The organism is Clostridium sp. BSD2780061688st1 H5, from assembly GCF_005845155.1.
GTDB classification, from domain to species: domain Bacteria; phylum Bacillota; class Clostridia; order Lachnospirales; family Lachnospiraceae; genus Claveliimonas; species Claveliimonas intestinigallinarum.
This window is the reverse complement of the sequence record NZ_SPGT01000014.1, coordinates 51,318-68,984: the sequence shown is the minus strand read 5'-3', so window position 1 is coordinate 68,984 and position 17,667 is coordinate 51,318. Positions and strand designations below refer to the sequence as shown.

The 17,667-nt window shown below is 56.1% G+C and carries 19 protein-coding genes and 1 tRNA gene; 18 read left to right on the top strand and 2 right to left on the bottom strand.

Annotated elements, in window-relative coordinates:
- The 5 genes from FGQ86_RS10350 to FGQ86_RS10330 all read left to right on the top strand — a co-directional run bounded on the left by FGQ86_RS10350 (position 1) and on the right by FGQ86_RS10330 (position 4,430).
- A complete protein-coding gene (locus FGQ86_RS10350; RefSeq protein WP_243127227.1) occupies positions 1–1,506 on the top strand; it encodes a CehA/McbA family metallohydrolase in 1,506 nt (501 codons plus the stop codon).
- Position 1,507: 1 nt separating this feature from the next.
- Positions 1,508–2,239 carry an HAD family hydrolase gene (locus FGQ86_RS10345; RefSeq protein WP_087173408.1) on the top strand — a complete coding sequence of 244 codons (732 nt, stop codon included), beginning with the start codon at positions 1,508–1,510 and terminating at the stop codon, positions 2,237–2,239.
- A gap of 49 nt (positions 2,240–2,288) precedes the next feature.
- Positions 2,289–3,371 (top strand): sn-glycerol-3-phosphate ABC transporter ATP-binding protein UgpC, encoded by a 1,083-nt coding sequence (gene ugpC / locus FGQ86_RS10340; protein ID WP_138303920.1) that lies wholly within the window; start codon positions 2,289–2,291, stop codon positions 3,369–3,371.
- 141 nt (positions 3,372–3,512) lie between these two features.
- Positions 3,513–4,220 carry an alpha/beta hydrolase-fold protein gene (locus FGQ86_RS10335; RefSeq protein ID WP_138303918.1) on the top strand — a complete coding sequence of 236 codons (708 nt, stop codon included), beginning with the start codon at positions 3,513–3,515 and terminating at the stop codon, positions 4,218–4,220.
- A 48-nt stretch (positions 4,221–4,268) separates the two neighbouring features.
- Positions 4,269–4,430 carry a hypothetical protein gene (locus FGQ86_RS10330; protein WP_171031542.1) on the top strand — a complete coding sequence of 54 codons (162 nt, stop codon included), beginning with the start codon at positions 4,269–4,271 and terminating at the stop codon, positions 4,428–4,430.
- Between the two features lie 99 nt (positions 4,431–4,529).
- Here the strand turns inward: FGQ86_RS10330 and FGQ86_RS10325 are convergent.
- Positions 4,530–4,612 (bottom strand) — tRNA-Leu (locus FGQ86_RS10325).
- Positions 4,613–4,774: 162 nt separating this feature from the next.
- Here FGQ86_RS10325 and sdaAB point away from each other — a divergent pair.
- Entirely contained in the window at positions 4,775–5,452 is a 678-nt protein-coding gene (sdaAB, locus tag FGQ86_RS10320; protein ID WP_138303914.1) for an L-serine ammonia-lyase, iron-sulfur-dependent subunit beta, read from the top strand.
- Between the two features lie 15 nt (positions 5,453–5,467).
- Positions 5,468–6,343 (top strand): L-serine ammonia-lyase, iron-sulfur-dependent, subunit alpha, encoded by an 876-nt coding sequence (gene sdaAA, locus FGQ86_RS10315; protein WP_138303912.1) that lies wholly within the window; start codon positions 5,468–5,470, stop codon positions 6,341–6,343.
- A 107-nt stretch (positions 6,344–6,450) separates the two neighbouring features.
- Here the strand turns inward: sdaAA and FGQ86_RS10310 are convergent, their stop codons facing one another.
- Complete coding sequence (locus tag FGQ86_RS10310) at positions 6,451–7,296, bottom strand: DUF368 domain-containing protein (protein ID WP_138303909.1); 846 nt, start codon at positions 7,294–7,296, stop codon at positions 6,451–6,453.
- 175 nt (positions 7,297–7,471) lie between these two features.
- Between FGQ86_RS10310 and FGQ86_RS10305 the strand changes: the two genes are divergently transcribed.
- The 11 genes from FGQ86_RS10305 (at position 7,472) to FGQ86_RS10255 (ending at position 17,667) form a co-directional block, all read left to right on the top strand.
- Complete coding sequence (locus FGQ86_RS10305) at positions 7,472–8,200, top strand: class I SAM-dependent methyltransferase (RefSeq protein WP_138303907.1); 729 nt, start codon at positions 7,472–7,474, stop codon at positions 8,198–8,200.
- Between the two features lie 179 nt (positions 8,201–8,379).
- Complete coding sequence (locus FGQ86_RS10300) at positions 8,380–9,345, top strand: beta-ketoacyl-ACP synthase III (RefSeq protein ID WP_138303906.1); 966 nt, start codon at positions 8,380–8,382, stop codon at positions 9,343–9,345.
- 78 nt (positions 9,346–9,423) lie between these two features.
- A complete protein-coding gene (acpP, locus tag FGQ86_RS10295) occupies positions 9,424–9,648 on the top strand; it encodes an acyl carrier protein (RefSeq protein ID WP_138303904.1) in 225 nt (74 codons plus the stop codon).
- Between the two features lie 15 nt (positions 9,649–9,663).
- Positions 9,664–10,629, top strand: coding sequence for an enoyl-[acyl-carrier-protein] reductase FabK (fabK, locus tag FGQ86_RS10290; protein WP_138303902.1), 966 nt, complete (start codon positions 9,664–9,666; stop codon positions 10,627–10,629).
- Positions 10,622–11,554, top strand: coding sequence for an ACP S-malonyltransferase (gene fabD, locus FGQ86_RS10285; RefSeq protein WP_138303900.1), 933 nt, complete (start codon positions 10,622–10,624; stop codon positions 11,552–11,554). Before fabK ends, fabD begins: the two co-directional genes overlap by 8 nt.
- 50 nt (positions 11,555–11,604) lie before the next feature.
- Positions 11,605–12,345, top strand: a complete 741-nt coding sequence (gene fabG / locus FGQ86_RS10280) for a 3-oxoacyl-[acyl-carrier-protein] reductase (RefSeq protein ID WP_138303898.1) — start codon at positions 11,605–11,607, stop codon at positions 12,343–12,345.
- Positions 12,345–13,583 carry a beta-ketoacyl-ACP synthase II gene (fabF, locus tag FGQ86_RS10275; protein ID WP_138303949.1) on the top strand — a complete coding sequence of 413 codons (1,239 nt, stop codon included), beginning with the start codon at positions 12,345–12,347 and terminating at the stop codon, positions 13,581–13,583. Before fabG ends, fabF begins: the two co-directional genes overlap by 1 nt.
- A gap of 16 nt (positions 13,584–13,599) precedes the next feature.
- Positions 13,600–14,109, top strand: coding sequence for an acetyl-CoA carboxylase biotin carboxyl carrier protein (gene accB, locus FGQ86_RS10270; RefSeq protein WP_138303895.1), 510 nt, complete (start codon positions 13,600–13,602; stop codon positions 14,107–14,109).
- A gap of 16 nt (positions 14,110–14,125) precedes the next feature.
- Positions 14,126–14,554, top strand: a complete 429-nt coding sequence (gene fabZ / locus FGQ86_RS10265; RefSeq protein WP_138303892.1) for a 3-hydroxyacyl-ACP dehydratase FabZ — start codon at positions 14,126–14,128, stop codon at positions 14,552–14,554.
- Between the two features lie 33 nt (positions 14,555–14,587).
- Entirely contained in the window at positions 14,588–15,943 is a 1,356-nt protein-coding gene (locus tag FGQ86_RS10260) for an acetyl-CoA carboxylase biotin carboxylase subunit (RefSeq protein WP_138303945.1), read from the top strand.
- Positions 15,944–15,945: 2 nt separating this feature from the next.
- Positions 15,946–17,667, top strand: coding sequence for an acetyl-CoA carboxylase carboxyltransferase subunit alpha (locus FGQ86_RS10255; protein WP_138303890.1), 1,722 nt, complete (start codon positions 15,946–15,948; stop codon positions 17,665–17,667).

Here is a 17,667-nt window from a genome sequence, read left to right as displayed (position 1 = left end):
ATGAGACAGGAACTGAAATTTACCGTCAGCCGGGAGGCTGAAAATCTGCACAGGGAGCCGCTGGTGGTTCCCTGTGACACAGAAAGACTGTATATCAAAGTGGATCTGCCGGAGGAATTCCGCTATATGAGCTTTCTCATCCTGGAGGACCCGGAGGGACATATCCGTCTTCAGAAGCAGCTGGCCTGGGGAGACCAGGGCCTGTGCGTGGGAAAGGGCCCAAAGGACACTACCATAGGAGGCGTGCCGGGCAGGATACAGCCGGGAACGTGGCAGGTGTGCCTGGGCATCTTTACGGAGTATCTGCACCAGAGGCTGGGGGACAAGAGAGGCTGTATCACCATGACCGTGTCCGACGGGGAGGGCCCTATGTCAGACCCCATGGGCGGCCTCGCCTGGGTGGAGGACACCCTGGAGATTTCCCCGGAAAAGTACCGCTGGGACAAGGTGTACGGCACAAAAAAGCAGTGGTATAAGGGGGATTTCCACACCCACACAAGGCTGTCCGACGGGAAGGAGCCCCTGGAAAATGCCATGAAGAAGGCAGTGGATATGGACATGGACTTCTACGTGCCCACAGAGCACAATCTGATGCACACAGGCTGGTGTGACACATCCCTGTGCATCCTTCCCGGCATAGAGGTGACGACGGACAAGGGACATATGAACCTGTTCGGCATCACAAAGCTGCCGGAGCGGATCCTGGACATTGTGGCTCACAACGGCGAGGAGATCGTGGACAGCTACATGGAGGAGACAATCCGGGAGGCGAGGGAGAACCACTGGATCACAAGCATCAACCACCCCTTCCTCACCATATGGAAATGGCGCTATGACCAGACTGACCTGGATGACATCGACTGCCTGGAGATCATCAACGACCCAACTTACACAGACGCCAAAGACTCCAACGAGAAGGCCGTGCGCTTCCTGGACGCCCTCTGGCAGGATGGTCATCGGATCTACGGTGTGGGCGGCAGCGACTCCCACAATCTCATAGAGGAGCGCTACGAGGGGGCGGACCTTCCCTCCATTCCCGGAGACCCGGCTACCTGGGTCTGCTGCGGGGAGCTTACGCCGGACAACCTCATGGCGGCCGTGAAGGCCGGGCACATGTGCGTCACCCGCTTCTGCAGGATGACCCCGGTGATCCACGGGGGCGGCAGGACATTCCTTCCGGGAGATGAGCTTCCGGAGGACGTGGACAGAGTAACGATACAGGTGCTGATAGAGGGGCTTGCTGAAAAGCCGGTGGTCTCTCTGGTGAGAAACGGCGCTTCCCGGGAGCTGGAAGTCAGAGAGCTGGAGGTCAGAGAACTGGAAGGCGGAAAATGGGAGGTGCTGGCTGACGCTGAACTTGAGGAAGAAAAGTGGCAGTGGCTTCGCCTGGACGTCCGCAGCCGGGAGAAGGAATTCCTCGGCTACATGAACCCTGTGTTCAGAGGAAAGGCGGACTCCCGGTACCGCACCTTTGGCGAAATAAAAAAGACAATGGAAGAACTTTAAGATGATCAGAGGAATTTTATTTGACAAAGACGGGACACTGGTGGACTTTTTCTCCCTGTGGCTCCAGGCGGCCCTGGCTGTGACGCCCGCATTTCTCGAGGAAAACCACATCCAGCCGGACAAGGACATGACCGACTACGTGCTGCGTGCCATGGGAGTGGAGGACGGGAAGGTGGACCCGAGAGGAGCCCTGGCCTACAAGTCCTACCAGGAGATAGCGGCAGATATCTGCCAGGCGCTGGAAAAGAAGGGGATCACTCTGGATCCGGCCAGAGTCCAGGAGCAGCTGGAGCGCCTCTTCGACGAGAATGTGACTGGGAAAAATGTGAGCTACACGCAGGTCACAGATATCAAAAAGATGCTGCGGGCCCTGAAGGAGAGGGGCATCTGCGTGGGACTTGCCACGGCAGACACCATGCGCTCCGCCAAGAGCTGCCTGAAAAAGCTGGGCACCTACCAGGAGTTTGACTACGTGGGAGCCGATGACGGCGTAAAAAGACCCAAGCCGGAGGCGGACATGTTCCTGGAGTTCCAGCATAAATTCAACCTGAAGCCGGAGGAGATCGCTGTGGTGGGGGACACCTACAATGACGTGGCCTTCGCAAGGAACAACGGCGGCATCGCCATAGGCGTCTTGAGCGGCGTCAGCAGCGAGGAGGATTTCCGGGGAGAGGCAGACTATATCCTGGACTCTGTTAAGGAGCTGCCGGGGCTCCTTGAGCGGATGTCCTGAAAAGCGGCAGAAAAGAAAGTATATCAGACACGGACAAGGAGGAATAACTGTGGCTGAAATTCAGTTAAACCATGTATATAAAAAATTTGAAGATGGAGTTACCGCGGTAAAGAATTTTACCCTGGATATCCACGACAGGGACTTTGTGGTGTTCGTGGGACCTTCCGGGTGTGGGAAATCCACAACACTGCGCATGATCGCAGGTCTGGAGAAGATTTCCGACGGCACACTTGTGATAGACGGAAAGACCATGAACGATGTGCAGTCCTGTGACCGTGATATAGCCATGGTCTTCCAGAATTATGCGCTCTATCCCCACATGACCGTGGCGGAGAACATGGCCTACAGTCTGAGGCTGAAGCATGTGTCGAAGAAAGAGCGAAGGCAGAAGGTGGAAGAAGTGGCCAAGATACTGGGACTGGAGCAGGTGCTGGACAGGCGTCCGGCAGAGCTCTCCGGAGGGCAGAAGCAGAGGGTGGCCATGGGCCGGGCCATTGTGCGCCAGCCTAAAGCCTTCCTGATGGATGAGCCTTTATCCAACCTGGATGCCAAGCTCAGGACCCAGATGAGGAGGGAGATACAGAGGCTGTACAGAGAGCTGGACAGCACATTTATCTACGTGACCCACGACCAGACAGAAGCCATGACTCTGGGCACGAAGATCGTGGTCATGAAGGCCGGGGAAATCCAGCAGATTGCCTCCCCGGAGGTGCTCTACAGCCAGCCGGCCAATGTGTTCGTGGCAGGGTTTATAGGCATGCCGCCCATGAACTTTTTTAGGGGAAGATGCCAGATGCGCTATGAGAAGGTCTACGTCAGCACGGCGGGCATGCAGATCGAGCTGCCTGCGGAGCTGGCGGACAGAGTGAAGCAAAAGAGCGAGCTGGGCAAAGACATCATCATCGGTGTGCGGCCGGAGGATATGCTGATCGCTGACACGGGCATCGAGAGCCGCGTCCGCGTGTACGAGATGCTGGGGGCGGAGACCTACCTGTATTTTGACCACGACGGCGGGAACGTGGCGGTCAGAGTGGAGGCCGACACGCCCATCCGCAAGGGCGACCGGGTACACTTTAACTTCCGTCCGGAGAAGATCCATTTGTTTGACGCCCAGACGGAGGAGAGAATATAGAAACCGCGAAAAAAGGAAAAGCTTTGGCAAGATCAATCTGGGCCGAAGCTTTTTGTTATCATAAAGATATCTATTTTGTTTTTATCTATCGACATAGTATAATTTACATATCAGGAATAATCGATGGGATGTGACACAGAAGTGGAAAGAGAGCAGATTGACAAATACGAATTCAATACAGCGGATAAAAGGATAGATGTCTACCCAAGCCCCGAACCTGACAGCCCTATTGTGTATATAAATACTTTTGAGGGAGAAGGTGATAATGTATACCGGGCGCTGGAAAACATGGACAATCCCGCTTTTACCCTTGTCGCCGTGAGCGGTCTGAAGTGGGAACACGATATGGCCCCGTGGGATATCCCACCGCTCTCGAAGAAAAGCACTCCCTGTATCGGAGGAGCCGACGACTATCTGCAGCTTTTAAGGGAAGAAATCATGCCGCGGGCAGAAAAGATGGCGGATGGCGTCTCGTGGAGAGGGTTGGCAGGTTATTCTCTGGCCGGGCTGTTTACAGTGTATTCTCTGTACCGGACAGACCTTTTTTCGAGGATCGCAAGCGTGTCCGGCTCACTCTGGTTTCCGGGCCTTATGGATTATATCACTTCTCATGAGATGAAAAGGATTCCGGACTGCGTTTACTTTTCCCTCGGGGATCTGGAGAGAAGGACAAGAAACCCCTGTCTGAAAACAGTACAGGAAAATACCGAAAGAATCCGGAGTTTCTATGCAGGCCACGGTATTGATACGTTCTTTCAGCTCAATCCGGGCAATCATTTTAAAAATGCTGACCAGAGAACAGCAGCAGGCATTTCGTGGATTTTGAACAGGCAGGTCAAAGGAGCGTAAAGTAATCAAAAGGGTAAGCAATCAATTTTTGTGGAGGGAGATATCATTATGATATCAGCAGAAGTATTAGCCTACGAAAAAGAATTGGAAGAAAATCAGAGGACTGTTCGGCAGATGGTTTTAATCAGCCTGGAAGATGTTAGAGCGGGAAAGGGAAGGGACTTTGCCGAAGTCTTTGATGAATTGGAGAAACGGTACCAGAGTTTATAGATGCTTTGCAGGGAAAGAGAGGAAAAAGGGAAACAAATTTTACAAGTCTTAAGCAATAAAAAATAGGAAGTCTTGATCTCTCAAGGCTTCCTATTACTATGCGGAGAAAGGGACTTGAACCCTCACAGGATTGCTCCCACTAGAACCTGAATCTAGCGCGTCTGCCATTCCGCCATCTCCGCTCGACAAAAAGTATAATATCACATACCGAAGCAAATTGCAAACATTTTTTTGGAAAAAATAAAAAATTTTTCTAGAGCGCCGAATGATGGGGTATGGTATAATAGTGCCAGACATGTAGACGTGCTTTGCTGAGAGAAAAAAGAAAGGAAAGGTATAGCAGTATGGCAAGTATTTTTGACATTTTGGGTCCCGTCATGGTGGGGCCATCCAGTTCCCATACGGCAGGCGCGGACCGGATCGGTCTGATCGGCAGGCAGCTTCTGGGGAGGCAGCCGCAGAAAGCCACCATCTATCTCCACGGCTCCTTTGCGGCTACCGGGGAAGGGCACGGCACTGACCGGGCCATCGTGGCCGGGCTTCTGGGGATGAAGCCGGACGACATGAGAATTCCGGACAGCTTCCGGATCGCGAAGGAGGAAGGACTTGACTTCACGATCCAGAAGAAGGAGATCCGTGGCGCGCATCCAAACACAGTGCAGATGATCCTTGAGGCGGACGGAGCGGACAGCCTGGACATCCAGGCCTGTTCCATCGGCGGCGGCCGCATCGTGGTGAGCAAGCTGGACGGGATCGAAGTGAATTTTAACGCGGAGAGCAACACGCTGATCGTGCACAACCAGGATCAGCCGGGACATGTGGCCCAGGTGGCCAACATTTTAAGCCAGAAGAACATCAATATCGCCACTATGCAGCTTTTCAGGGACAAGAGAGGCGGATATGCTGTCATGGTCATTGAGACGGATCAGATTATTCCGGACAGCGCGATTTCCTGGCTGGAAAATCTGGACGGTATTATCAAGGTGACGTTCCTCAATGTGAGCGGAGCAGAGGATGAATAGGAGGGGCGCGAAGCTATGTCATATGGATCAATAGAAGCAATCAAAGAGAGATGTAAAAAAGAGGGAATTGAGTTCTGGAAGGCAGTCCAGATTGAGGACTGCAGCGAGAGAAATGTGTCTGAGGAGAGCTCCTGGAAGGAGATGACCCGCATGTGGCGGATCATGTGTGAGAACGTGGACACCTATGAGCCGGACCGGATCTCCAGGAGCGGCCTTGTGGGGAAAGAGGGCGGCCTCATGGAGGAGTATCAGAAAAAGGGAGACACCCTGTGCGGAGATTTCATGGCCAAGGTCATGACAGTGGCTCTGAAGATGGGCTGCAACAACGCCTGCATGAAGCGTATCATCGCAGCTCCCACAGCGGGGGCCTGCGGCGTTCTCCCGGCTGTGCTCATCCCCTATTTTAAGGAGCACGAGGTGCCGGAGGAGACTATGGTGGAGGCTATGTACGTGGCTGCCGGTGTGGGACAGGTCATCGCCAACCGTGCCTTCCTGGCCGGGGCGGCGGGCGGCTGTCAGGCTGAGATCGGATCCGGATCCGCGATGGCGGCGGCTGCCATCTGCCACGTGAAGGGGGCGGATGCCGAGACTATGGGACATGCAGCTGCCATGGCACTCAAGAACCTGATGGGCCTTGTGTGCGACCCGGTGGCTGGCCTTGTGGAGGTGCCCTGTGTCAAGAGAAATGTGGGCGGCGCTGTCAATGCCCTGGCGGCGGCGGACATGGCCCTGGCGGGCATCACGAGCCGCATCCCGGTGGATCAGGTCATCGACGCCATGCGGGAAGTGGGCGACAAGATGGACGTGAGCCTTCGGGAGACCGGAGCGGGCGGCGTGGCTACCAGCATCACGGGCGTGGAGATCGCTGAGCGGATCATACAGACGGAGTAGATCCAATAAAAGTGTAAAAGCGGGCTGCTGTTCCGGGACATGGAACAGGCAGTCCGCTTTTTTGGCAGGTCTGGGTCTGAAAGAACTTCCCTTGCTGGTTTGTCCTGTTACTCCACCTTCACGCCGCTGTTGAACTTATCCAGGGCCAGCGCGATGACCACGCCCACTACAATGCAGATGATGTTGGCAATGGCGGAGCCGGCTGACAGGAAGCTGGAGACAGGGATGATCATGACTGTGGCCGCGATGACAATGCCCACAATGCCGTGGAAGGCGATGGAGTAGTAATTGTCAAAGAGGGCGTTGATGGCCTTGGCCAGCAGGATGACTGTCACCAGAGCCCCGATGCCGCCGGGGATGAGGATGGCCATGTCAAAGTGGCCAATGCCCTCCACAAAGGGCGTGTACAGGCCAAGGGGCATCAGCAGGGTGGAAAAGCTCATGCCGGGAGCGATGACGCTCAGAGCCAGGCAGAAGCCGCAGAACAGATACCATCCAAAGCTGGGAGCCACCTCGTAGGAGGTCATGTCCAGGCCGATGAGCAGGGCGAAGATCACGCACATGCACACTACGAGGGAGATCCAGGAGCCCTTTGTGCGCCCCTGCTCTCCTGCCTCCCGGAAGAGGGAGGGGAGCATGCCGCCGATGAGGCCGATGAAGAGACACACGGAGGGATCCGGGTACTTGTTGAGGAAGTAGGCCAGGATGTTGGCCACTCCCAGGAAGCCGATGATGCCGCCGATGAAGACGGGGATCAGCTTGGGCACATGGGTCCTGAAATTTTTAAAGGGGTGGGATAAAAGCTCCATGATGGGCTTGTAGATGCCGAAGATGACACCCAGCACGCCTCCGGAGATGCCGGGGAGAACAGCTCCCAGGCCGATCAGGGCACCCTGGACGATGCGGAATACAAACTGAACGGGTGACATCTTACTGTTTTCTTTCTTGTTCATTTGACTGTAAATCCTTTCCTATATGCTGCGCCTTCCTGCGGCAGAGCAGAGAGGCCCAGCAGAGATTTTTATTATTTCCTTATTTATCAGACCATATATTTATACTATTTTTTCTGCTTTTTTTCAAGTATAATAGCCTCAGTTATCAAAGACTCGGGCAGAGGAGGAGAGCAGTATGGGAAATATATACGATGACCCGGCATTTTTCCGGGCCTACAGGCAGATGGACAGGAGCCGGAAGGGGCTGGAGGGAGCCGGGGAGTGGCACCAGCTGAAAAGACTTTTCCCGGAGATACGAGGAAAGGCCGTGCTGGATCTGGGCTGCGGCTACGGCTGGCACAGCGCCTATGCGGCGGAGAAGGGGGCCGCGTCTGTGACGGCCATCGACCAGAGCAGCCGCATGATAGGAGAGGCCAGGAAGCGGAACCCGGATGAGAGGATCAGCTATCAGGTCTGCGCTCTGGAGGAGTACGAATACCCAAAGGAGGCGTTTGACCTGGTGGTGTCCAACCTGGTGCTCCACTATATTGCGGATCTGGAGAGCATATACAGGAAGGTGTACCGGACCCTGAGGAGCGGAGGAGACTTCCTGATCAATATAGAGCATCCTGCGTTTACCGGGAGCGTGAGGGAGGAGTGGATCCGGGATGGGGAGGGCCGGGCCCTGTACTGGCCGGTGGACGACTACTTCTATCCGGGGGAGAGGAGGACGGTCTTTCTCGGGGAGGAGGTGGTGAAGCAGCACCACACCCTGACCCAGATACTGGGCGGACTGCTGGCCTGCGGGTTTGTCCTGACAGCGGTGGAGGAGGCCTGCCCGGATCCCGCTGTGCTGGAGCTGCCGGGCATGAGGGACGAGATGCGCCGCCCTATGATGCTGCTGGTGAGGGCGCGGAAAGAGTAGGCCTGCCGCAGGGCGGACAGAAGGCGAACTGGAGCAGACATGTCGAAAAACAGAGCAGGATTGTTTGGTCAAAGCTCTTGACAGAAGACGAGTACTGCTATATACTTTGAAAGTCAAAATATTTCAGACTAAAAATATTTGAAGCATCGAAATAATAGAAGAAACGAGGAAGCAAAGACATGACCGGAGTGATATGTGGTACAGGCTCCAGTGTTCCTGTACATACGATGGATAACAATGATATTGCGCAGCTTGTGGAGACCAGCGACGAGTGGATACGGGAGAGGACAGGCGTGGTGAGACGCCACATCATCACTGATGAGACTACGGTGTCCATGGCGGCGGACGCGGCCAGAAAGGCTCTTGAGGACAGCGGCACAGCTCCCGAGGAGGTGGACCTGATCCTTGTGTCCACCATTTCCTCCAATGTGATCCTCCCCTGCGCCGCCTGTGAGGTGCAAAGAGAGATCGGCGCGGTGAACGCCACCTGCTATGATATGAGCGCCGCCTGCACGGGATTTGTGTTTGGTTACAGCGCGGCCCTGGCCTACCTGGCGTCCGGCATGTACAAGACTATCCTTGTCATAGGGAGCGAGAGTCTGTCCAATCTGACAAACTGGAAGGACAGAGGAACCTGCATCCTCTTCGGCGACGGGGCCGGAGCCGCAGTGGTGAAGGCCGGAGAAGGAACATTCTACTATCCAGTGACTCACTCCGCGGGGAGCAAGGGCGAGGCCCTCACCTGTACAAGCCGCTATAATAAAAACTGGGAGAGCATCCCCGAGGAGGAGACGCTCATGCAGATGGACGGCCGGGGCGTGTTCAAGTTCGCTGTGAAGAAGGTACCGGAGGTTATAGATAAGGTGCTTGAGAAAAACGGGCTCACAAAGCAGGATGTAGACCTGTATGTGCTCCACCAGGCCAACAAGAGGATCGTGGAGTCGGTGGCAAAGAGGATGGAGGAGCCCATAGAGAAGTTCCCCATGAACCTGCAGGAGTACGGCAACACCTCCTCCGCCAGCATCCCCATCCTGCTGGATGAGCTGAACCGGGAGGGACGGCTGAAGGCGGGACAGAGGATCGTGATCGCCGGATTTGGAGCCGGCCTCTCCTGGGGCGCGGCAGTCATGGACTGGAATAAATAAGTGTGCAGCGCTGCCCGGAGGCGGCGATGGCATAGATAAAATCAAAACGAAAAGGTAAAAGAAAAGGAGAACAAGACAATGCTGGAAAAGATCAAAGAAATGGTAGCAGATTCATTAGGAGTGGACGCAGAGACAATCACAGAGGAGACTTCCTTTAAAGAGGACCTTGGAGCGGACTCTCTGGACCTGTTTGAGCTTGTTATGGCTCTGGAGGAAGAGTACGACGTGGAGATCCCCACAGAGGATCTGGAGCAGATCGCTACAGTCGGCGATGTAATCTCTTACATTGAGTCCCACAAATAGAGAGAAATAAGCGAAATAAAAAAGAAAAAAGAGGTTGTCAATATGAAAACAGAAGTAACGGAATTACTGGGAATTGAATATCCGATTATCCAGGGCGGTATGGCCTGGGTCGCTGAATATCACTTGGCAGCCGGCGTATCAAATGCCGGTGGGCTTGGGCTGATAGGAGCAGCAAGCGCTCCGGCAGACTGGGTGCGCGAACAGATCAGAGAAGCAAAGAAACTGACAGACAAGCCTTTCGGCGTCAATATCATGCTTATGAGTCCCCACGCGGACGACGTCGCTAAGGTCATCGTGGAGGAAGGCGTGAAGGTGGTCACCACCGGAGCCGGAAGCCCGGAAAAATACATGAAGATGTGGAAGGAAGCCGGTGTGAAGGTTATCCCGGTGGTCGCTTCCGTGGCTCTCGCAAAGCGCATGGAGCGCTGCGGCGCTGACGCGGTCGTGGCCGAGGGAACAGAGGCCGGCGGACACATCGGTGAGAACACCACTATGGTGCTTGTTCCCCAGGTGGTGGACGCGGTGAATATTCCCGTCATCGCCGCAGGCGGCATCGCTGACGGAAGAGGCATTGCCGCGGCGTTCATGCTGGGAGCACGGGGCGTGCAGCTGGGCACACACTTTGTTGTCACAGACGAGTCCCAGGTACATGAGAATTACAAGGAGCGCATCATCAAGGCAAAGGATATCGACTCCCGCGTCACAGGCCGCACTACAGGACATCCGGTGCGCGCTCTTAGGAACGACATGACAAAGAAATATCTGGAGCTGGAGAACAAGGGCGCAAGCTTTGAGGAGCTGGAGCTCCTGACGCTGGGCGGACTTCGCAAGGCCGTTGTGGAGGGCGATGTGAAGAACGGAAGCGTTATGGCAGGACAGATCGCCGGCATGGTGAAGGAGAGAATGTCCTGCAAACAGCTCATCGACAAGCTGGTGAGCGAGACAGATGCACTGATCAAAGGAGCGGGCTTTTATGAGTAAGATAGCATTTATTTATCCGGGACAGGGCGCGCAGAAATGCGGCATGGGCCAGGATTTCTACGAGAACAGCGCTTCGGCAAAGGCTGTGTATGACATGGCCGCGGAGGTGCTGAAGGATAACATGGACATTGACATGAAGGATTTGTGCTTTCATGAAAACGATAAATTGGACCTGACAGAGTACACGCAGGCAGCCCTTGTGACTACCTGCCTGGCTATGACAAAGGTCGTGGAGGAGGCCGGCATCCATCCGGATGTGACAGCGGGCTTAAGCCTTGGCGAGTACTGCGCCATCGCGGCGGCCGGCGGTATGAAGGATGAGGACGCCATCCGCCTTGTGAGAAAGAGAGGCCTCCTCATGCAGAACACAGTTCCTGCAGGGGAGGGGGCCATGTGTGCCATCATGGGCATGACAGGTGAAGAGATTGAGAAGGTGACAGATACCATGGAGGGCGTATCCATTGCCAACTACAACTGTCCGGGGCAGATTGTCATCACCGGAGAGACAAAGGCGGTGGAGGCTGCGGCAGAGAAGCTGAAGGAAGCCGGAGCGAAAAGGACTGTCATGCTGAACGTCAGCGGTCCCTTCCACTCACCCATGCTTGGGAAGGCAGGCGAAGAGCTGGCAGAGGTGCTGCAGGGCGTAGAGCTGTCTCCCCTGAAGGTGCCCTACGTGACAAACGTGACGGCCCAGGAGGTGACGGACATCAGCCAGACAAAAGAGCTGCTGGCCCGCCAGGTCAGCTCCTCCGTGCGCTGGCAGCAGAGCATGGAGAACCTGATCGCGGCAGGGGTGGATACCTTTGTGGAGATCGGTCCGGGCAGGACTCTGGCCGGATTTATGAGAAAGATCAGCCGGGATGTGACCGTCTACAATGTGGGCACATGGGCTGACGTGGAGAAAGTGGCAGAGAGCCTGAAGTAAAGTTGAAGAGCAAGAAGGAGGCAGGGGCGTGATCCGCCCTGTACGAGAAAATGTTAGATGGAAAGATTGCAGTAGTAACAGGGGCATCCCGGGGCATCGGAAGAGCCATCGCTCTGGAGCTGGCATCCCGGGGAGCTTTCGTGGTAGTCAACTACAACGGTTCAAAGGACCGAGCGGAGGAAGTAAAGAAGGAGATCGAGGCGGCCGGCGGAAAGGCTGAGGTGTACCAGTGCAATGTGTCTGATTTTGAGAAGTGCCAGGAGTTCATCCAGGACGTCATCAAGACCTACGGAAGACTGGATATCCTTGTCAACAATGCGGGCATTACAAGGGACGGACTTCTGATGAAGATGTCTGAGGAGGATTTTGATAAAGTCATCGAGACAAACCTGAAGGGAACCTTCAATACCATCCGCTTCGCGTCCAGACAGATGCTGAAGCAGAGGAGCGGGCGCATCATCAACATGTCCTCTGTCGTGGGCATTGCCGGCAACGCGGGACAGGCCAATTATGCCTCCTCCAAGGCCGGTGTCATCGGCCTGACCAAGGCGGTGGCAAGAGAGCTGGCATCCAGGGGCATCACGGTGAACGCCATTGCTCCCGGATTTATTGAGACAGAGATGACGGCGGTTCTCTCTGATGCAGTGAAGGAGGCGTCTGTGGCCCAGATCCCTCTCGGAAGATTCGGAAAGCCGGAGGACATCGCGAAGACGGCGGCTTTTCTGGCTTCTGACGACGCAGGCTATATTACAGGACAGGTGATCCAGGTAGACGGAGGAATGGCGATATGATGAAGAGAAGAGTAGTTGTGACAGGACTTGGAGCGGTGACTCCCCTGGGAAATACAGCCCCCGAGTTCTGGGCAGGAGTAAAGGCGGGAAAGGTGGGCATCGCGCCCATCACCAAGTTTGACACGACAGACTATAAGGTCAAGCTGGCCGCAGAGGTGAAGGACTTTGTGGCAAAGGACAGGATGGATTTCAAGGCGGCCAGGAGAATGGAGGCCTTCTCCCAGTATGCTGTGGCAGCCGCAAAAGAGGCCTACGACGACGCGGGGCTTGACATTGAGAAGGAGGACTCCTTCCGCGCCGGCGTCATCATCGGCTCCGGGATCGGAAGCCTGCAGCAGGTGGAGTCCAGCTACGAGAAGATCAAGACAAAGGGCCCTAACAAGGTCAATCCCCTGATGGTGCCCCTCATGATCTCAAACATGGCAGCCGGAAATGTGTCTATCCAGCTGGGCTTCCGGGGCAAGTGCACCAACGTGGTGACAGCCTGCGCAACGGGAACCCACTGTATCGGAGACGCCTTCCGGGCTATTCAGTATGGTGATGCGGATATTATGCTGGCAGGGGGAACAGAGAGCGCCATCTGCGCCACAGGCGTGGCCGGATTTACCGCCCTCACCGCCCTCTCTACCAACCCGGACCCGGCCACAGCGTCCCGCCCCTTTGACAAGGACAGAGACGGATTTGTCATGGGCGAGGGAGCCGGCGTGGTTGTTCTGGAGGAGCTGGAGCACGCGAAGGCCAGAGGAGCGAAGATCTACGCGGAGGTTGTGGGATACGGCGCCACAGGCGACGCCTACCACATCACATCCCCGGCAGAGGACGGGGCAGGAGCAGCCAAGGCCATGGAGCTTGCCATGGAGGAGGCGGAGGTTGCACCTTCACAGGTAGAGTACATCAATGCCCACGGCACCAGCACTCATCACAATGACCTCTTTGAGACAAGGGCTATCAAGAAGGCCTTTGGCGACGCGGCCAAGGACGTGGTCATCAACTCCACAAAATCCATGATCGGCCACCTTCTGGGGGCAGCCGGCGGCGTGGAGTTCATCACCCTGGTGAAATCCGTGGAGGAAGGCTTTATCCACCAGACCATGGGAACCGTGGAGACGGACAAGGACTGCGACCTGAACTATGCGGTGGGAGCGCCGGTGGAGAAGGAGATCCACTACGCCATGACCAACTCCCTCGGATTTGGCGGGCACAACGCGACACTGCTGATCAAGAAATACGAAGAATAAAAAGAGGTGCGAGATCATGGAATTTGAGAACCTGTTAAAACTGATCCAGGCAGTCTCTGACTCAGAGCTGACCGGGCTGAAATATGAGGAGAAGGGCGTCAAGCTCCATCTCACAAAGGAAAAAGAGACCATCGTCACAGCTGTGCAGACAGCGGACAGCCCCGCGGCCTTCGCGGCGGGCGCCGTGACAGCTCCGGCCGTCCAGGTAGCGGCCCCTGCAGCGGCTTCGGCGGCAGCTCCCGGGTCTGCGCCGGCACAGGCGGTATCGGAGGAGACGGCCACAGAGCCCTCTGGCAAGATCGTCAAGAGCCCCCTGGTGGGAACCTTCTATGCGGCTCCTGCTGAGGACGCGGATCCCTATGTGTCTGTGGGAGACACGGTGAAGAAGGGGCAGGTTATGGCCATTGTGGAGGCCATGAAGCTGATGAATGAGATCGAGAGCGACTTTGACGGGACAGTGGAGGAGATCTACGTGGAAAACGGCCAGGCCGTAGAGTACGGACAGCCTCTGTTCCGCCTTTCATAGGAAGGAGACAAAGAGCATGAACCATTTGGATATCAATCAGATCAAAGAGATCATTCCCCACCGCCATCCCTTCCTCCTTGTGGACTACATCGAGGACTATGAGCCGGGACAGTTTGCGGTTGGCTATAAATGCGTTACATACAGAGAGGATTTCTTCAAGGGACATTTTCCCCAGGAACCGGTGATGCCCGGTGTGCTCACTGTGGAGGCACTGGCCCAGGTAGGGGCTGTGGCTATCCTGAGCAAGGAGGAAAACAAAGGAAAGATCGCCTACTTCGGAGGCATCAACAAATGTAAATTTAAAGGGAAGATCGTGCCGGGAGACAAGGTAAAGCTGGAGACAAGGATCATCAAGGCCAAGGGGCCTATGGGAATTGGTGAGGCAGTTGCCAGTGTGGACGGCAAGGTGGTAGTCAGCGCGGAGCTGACCTTTATGGTAGGCTAGACCGGACGGGAGGAATAGATAGAAATGAGCCAGATGATTAAGAAAGTACTGATCGCCAACCGGGGCGAGATCGCGGTCCGCATTATCCGGGCCTGCCGGGAGATGGGCATTGAGACAGTGGCCGTCTACTCGGAGGCCGACAGGGAGGCCCTCCACACACAGCTTGCGGATGAGGCAATCTGTATCGGGCCTGCGCCCTCCACGGAGAGCTATCTGAGTATGGACCGGATCATCAGCGCCACCATCATTTCCGGCGCTGATGCCATCCATCCGGGATTTGGCTTCCTCTCTGAGAACAGCCGGTTCGCGGAGCTGTGCGAGCAGTGCAACATCACCTTTATCGGGCCCGGGTCAGACGTCATCGCCCGCCTGGGAAACAAGCAGGAGGCGAGAAACACCATGATGGCCGCCGGTGTCCCCGTGATACCGGGCAGCAAGGAGCCGGTGTACGATGCGAAGGAGGGCGCCAGGATCGCAGACGAGATCGGCTATCCGGTTATCGTGAAGGCGGCTCTGGGAGGCGGCGGAAAGGGTATGCGCGTGGCGAATACGCCGGAGGAGTTTGAGAGCAGCTTCCAGACAGCCCAGAAGGAGACTCAGATGGCCTTTGGGGACGACACCATGTACATCGAGCATTTTGTACAGCATCCCCGACACATCGAGTTCCAGATCCTGGCGGACAATTACGGACACGTCATCCACTTGGGAGAGAGGGACTGCTCCATCCAGAGAAATCACCAGAAGATGATCGAGGAGTCCCCCTGCGACGCCATCTCCGATGAGCTGAGGCAGAAGATGGGGGAGGCCGCTGTCAGGGCAGCCAAGGCGGCGGGCTATGTCAATGCCGGCACCATCGAGTTCCTCCTTGAGAAGAACGGCAATTTCTATTTCATGGAGATGAACACCCGGATCCAGGTGGAGCACCCGGTGACCGAGTGGGTGACAGGGATCGACCTCATCAAGGAGCAGATCCGCATCGCCTCCGGAAGAGAGCTCTCCTACAGGCAAGAGGATGTGAAGCTCAGCGGCCACGCCATCGAGTGCAGGATCAACGCAGAGAACCCGGAAAAGGGCTTCCGCCCCTCCCCGGGTACCATCACGGACATGTACCTGCCGGGAGGCAAGGGCATCCGCATCGACTCCGCCATCTACAGCGGGTACACCATTCCCCCCTACTATGACTCCATGATCGCCAAGCTGATCGTGTGGGCCAAGAACAGGGACGAGGCCATCCGCAAGATGAGGAGCGCCCTCGGCGAGGTCATCATCGAGGGGATTGACACCAACGTGGACTACCAGTACGAGATACTGAACAACCCGGACTACATCGCCGGAAACATAGACATCGAATTCATCGAAGAGCTTGAGAAAGCCCGGAAAGAAGCGTAAAAATGAAGTTAGAAAACATGTTTAAAAAGACCAGATCCGGCTCTGCCAGAAAGGGCTACATCTCCCTGCGGGAGAGGCGGCCTGAGGTGCCGGAGGGACTGCTGCGCAAGTGTAACAAGTGCGGCAGCGCCATCATCGCCGAGGATGTGAAGCGCGGCTATTATATCTGTCCCAAGTGCGGCGGCTATTTCCGCGTGCACGCCTACCGGCGTATTGAGATGATCGCCGACGACGGGACCTTTGAGGAGTGGGACAAGGATCTTGTGGGCGCCAACCCCATGGACTATAAGGGCTATCCGGAGAAGCTGGCGGCTGTGCAGGAGAAGACGAAGCTGAAAGAGGCGATTGTGACAGGAAAGGCCGAGATCAATGGCCTGGAGACTGTGATCGGCGTCTGCGACGGGCGTTTCCTCATGTCAAGTATGGGGGAGGCCGTGGGCGAGAAGATCGCAAGGGCTGTGGAGCGGGCTACAAAGGAGCGCCTTCCGGTCATCCTCTTTGCCTGTTCCGGAGGAGCCAGGATGCAGGAGGGCATCACCTCCCTCATGCAGATGGCCAAGACCTCTGCAGCCATCAAGCGCCACAGCGACGCGGGACTTCTCTACATTTCTGTTCTGACAGATCCTACCACCGGGGGCGTGACGGCCAGCTTTGCCATGCTGGGAGACGTGATCCTGGCGGAGCCCAAGGCCCTCATCGGCTTTGCCGGCCCCAGAGTCATCGAGCAGACCATCGGCCAGAAGCTGCCAAAGGGCTTCCAGAGATCCGAGTTCCTGCTGGAGCACGGCTTCATTGACCGCATCGTGGAGAGGGAGGAGATGAAGACAGTCCTCTCCGAAATTCTTCAGATGCATCAGAAGACAGGCGCCCCCAGGAGAGAAAAGAGAGACATGCAGCCTGAGCGGCCTGAGGCGGAGACAGCGGCAGGGGAAGAGGAGGACGAACTTTCCGCATGGGACAGAGTCCAGATCTCCCGCATGAAGGACCGCCCGGTTGGCTCTGATTATATCCAGACTCTGTTTACAGACTTTATGGAGTTCCACGGGGATAGATATTTTGCGGATGACAAGGCCATTATCGGAGGCATAGCCAGGTTTCACGGTCAGCCTGTGACAGTCATTGCGCAGGCCAAGGGAACGACCACAAAGGAGAATATAGAGCGCAACTTCGGTATGCCCTCGCCGGACGGATACCGCAAGGCTCTCCGTCTTATGAAGCAGGCGGAGAAGTTCGGCCGGCCGGTCATCTGCTTTGTGGACACGCCGGGAGCCTTCTGCGGCCTGGAGGCCGAGGAGAGAGGGCAGGGCGAGGCCATTGCCAGAAACATCTATGAAATGTCCGGCCTGCGGGTGCCGGTGCTCTCCATCATTATCGGGGAGGGCGGCAGCGGCGGCGCCCTGGCTATGGCAACGGCGGACGAGGTGTGGATGCTGGAGAATTCCATCTACTCCATCCTCTCGCCGGAGGGCTTTGCCAGTATCCTCTGGAAGGACAGCACGAAGGCGAAGGAGGCGGCAGGTGTCATGAAGCTGACAGCCCATGACCTCTACAGGGCGGGCATCGTGGAGAAGGTGTTCCCCGAGCCGTCCCACTACACTGTGCTGAATCTGGAGGAAGTGACAAACCGGATTTCAGAGAGCATAGATGAGTTCCTGGAGAAATATGAAAGCATGTCAGCCGAGGAGCTGACCCAGAGGCGGTATGAGCGTTTCCGCCGGATGTAG

Coding starts and splice junctions, on each gene's coding strand:
- FGQ86_RS10350 (WP_243127227.1), top strand. CDS start 1: ATGAGACAGGAACTGAAATTTACCGTCAGCCGGGAGGCTGAAAATCTG.
- FGQ86_RS10345 (WP_087173408.1), top strand. CDS start 1,508: ATGATCAGAGGAATTTTATTTGACAAAGACGGGACACTGGTGGACTTT.
- FGQ86_RS10330 (WP_171031542.1), top strand. CDS start 4,269: ATGATATCAGCAGAAGTATTAGCCTACGAAAAAGAATTGGAAGAAAAT.
- sdaAB (WP_138303914.1), top strand. CDS start 4,775: ATGGCAAGTATTTTTGACATTTTGGGTCCCGTCATGGTGGGGCCATCC.
- sdaAA (WP_138303912.1), top strand. CDS start 5,468: ATGTCATATGGATCAATAGAAGCAATCAAAGAGAGATGTAAAAAAGAG.
- FGQ86_RS10310 (WP_138303909.1), bottom strand. CDS start 7,296: ATGAACAAGAAAGAAAACAGTAAGATGTCACCCGTTCAGTTTGTATTC.
- FGQ86_RS10305 (WP_138303907.1), top strand. CDS start 7,472: ATGGGAAATATATACGATGACCCGGCATTTTTCCGGGCCTACAGGCAG.
- FGQ86_RS10300 (WP_138303906.1), top strand. CDS start 8,380: ATGACCGGAGTGATATGTGGTACAGGCTCCAGTGTTCCTGTACATACG.
- acpP (WP_138303904.1), top strand. CDS start 9,424: ATGCTGGAAAAGATCAAAGAAATGGTAGCAGATTCATTAGGAGTGGAC.
- fabD (WP_138303900.1), top strand. CDS start 10,622: ATGAGTAAGATAGCATTTATTTATCCGGGACAGGGCGCGCAGAAATGC.
- fabG (WP_138303898.1), top strand. CDS start 11,605: ATGTTAGATGGAAAGATTGCAGTAGTAACAGGGGCATCCCGGGGCATC.
- fabF (WP_138303949.1), top strand. CDS start 12,345: ATGAAGAGAAGAGTAGTTGTGACAGGACTTGGAGCGGTGACTCCCCTG.
- accB (WP_138303895.1), top strand. CDS start 13,600: ATGGAATTTGAGAACCTGTTAAAACTGATCCAGGCAGTCTCTGACTCA.
- fabZ (WP_138303892.1), top strand. CDS start 14,126: ATGAACCATTTGGATATCAATCAGATCAAAGAGATCATTCCCCACCGC.
- FGQ86_RS10260 (WP_138303945.1), top strand. CDS start 14,588: ATGATTAAGAAAGTACTGATCGCCAACCGGGGCGAGATCGCGGTCCGC.
- FGQ86_RS10255 (WP_138303890.1), top strand. CDS start 15,946: ATGAAGTTAGAAAACATGTTTAAAAAGACCAGATCCGGCTCTGCCAGA.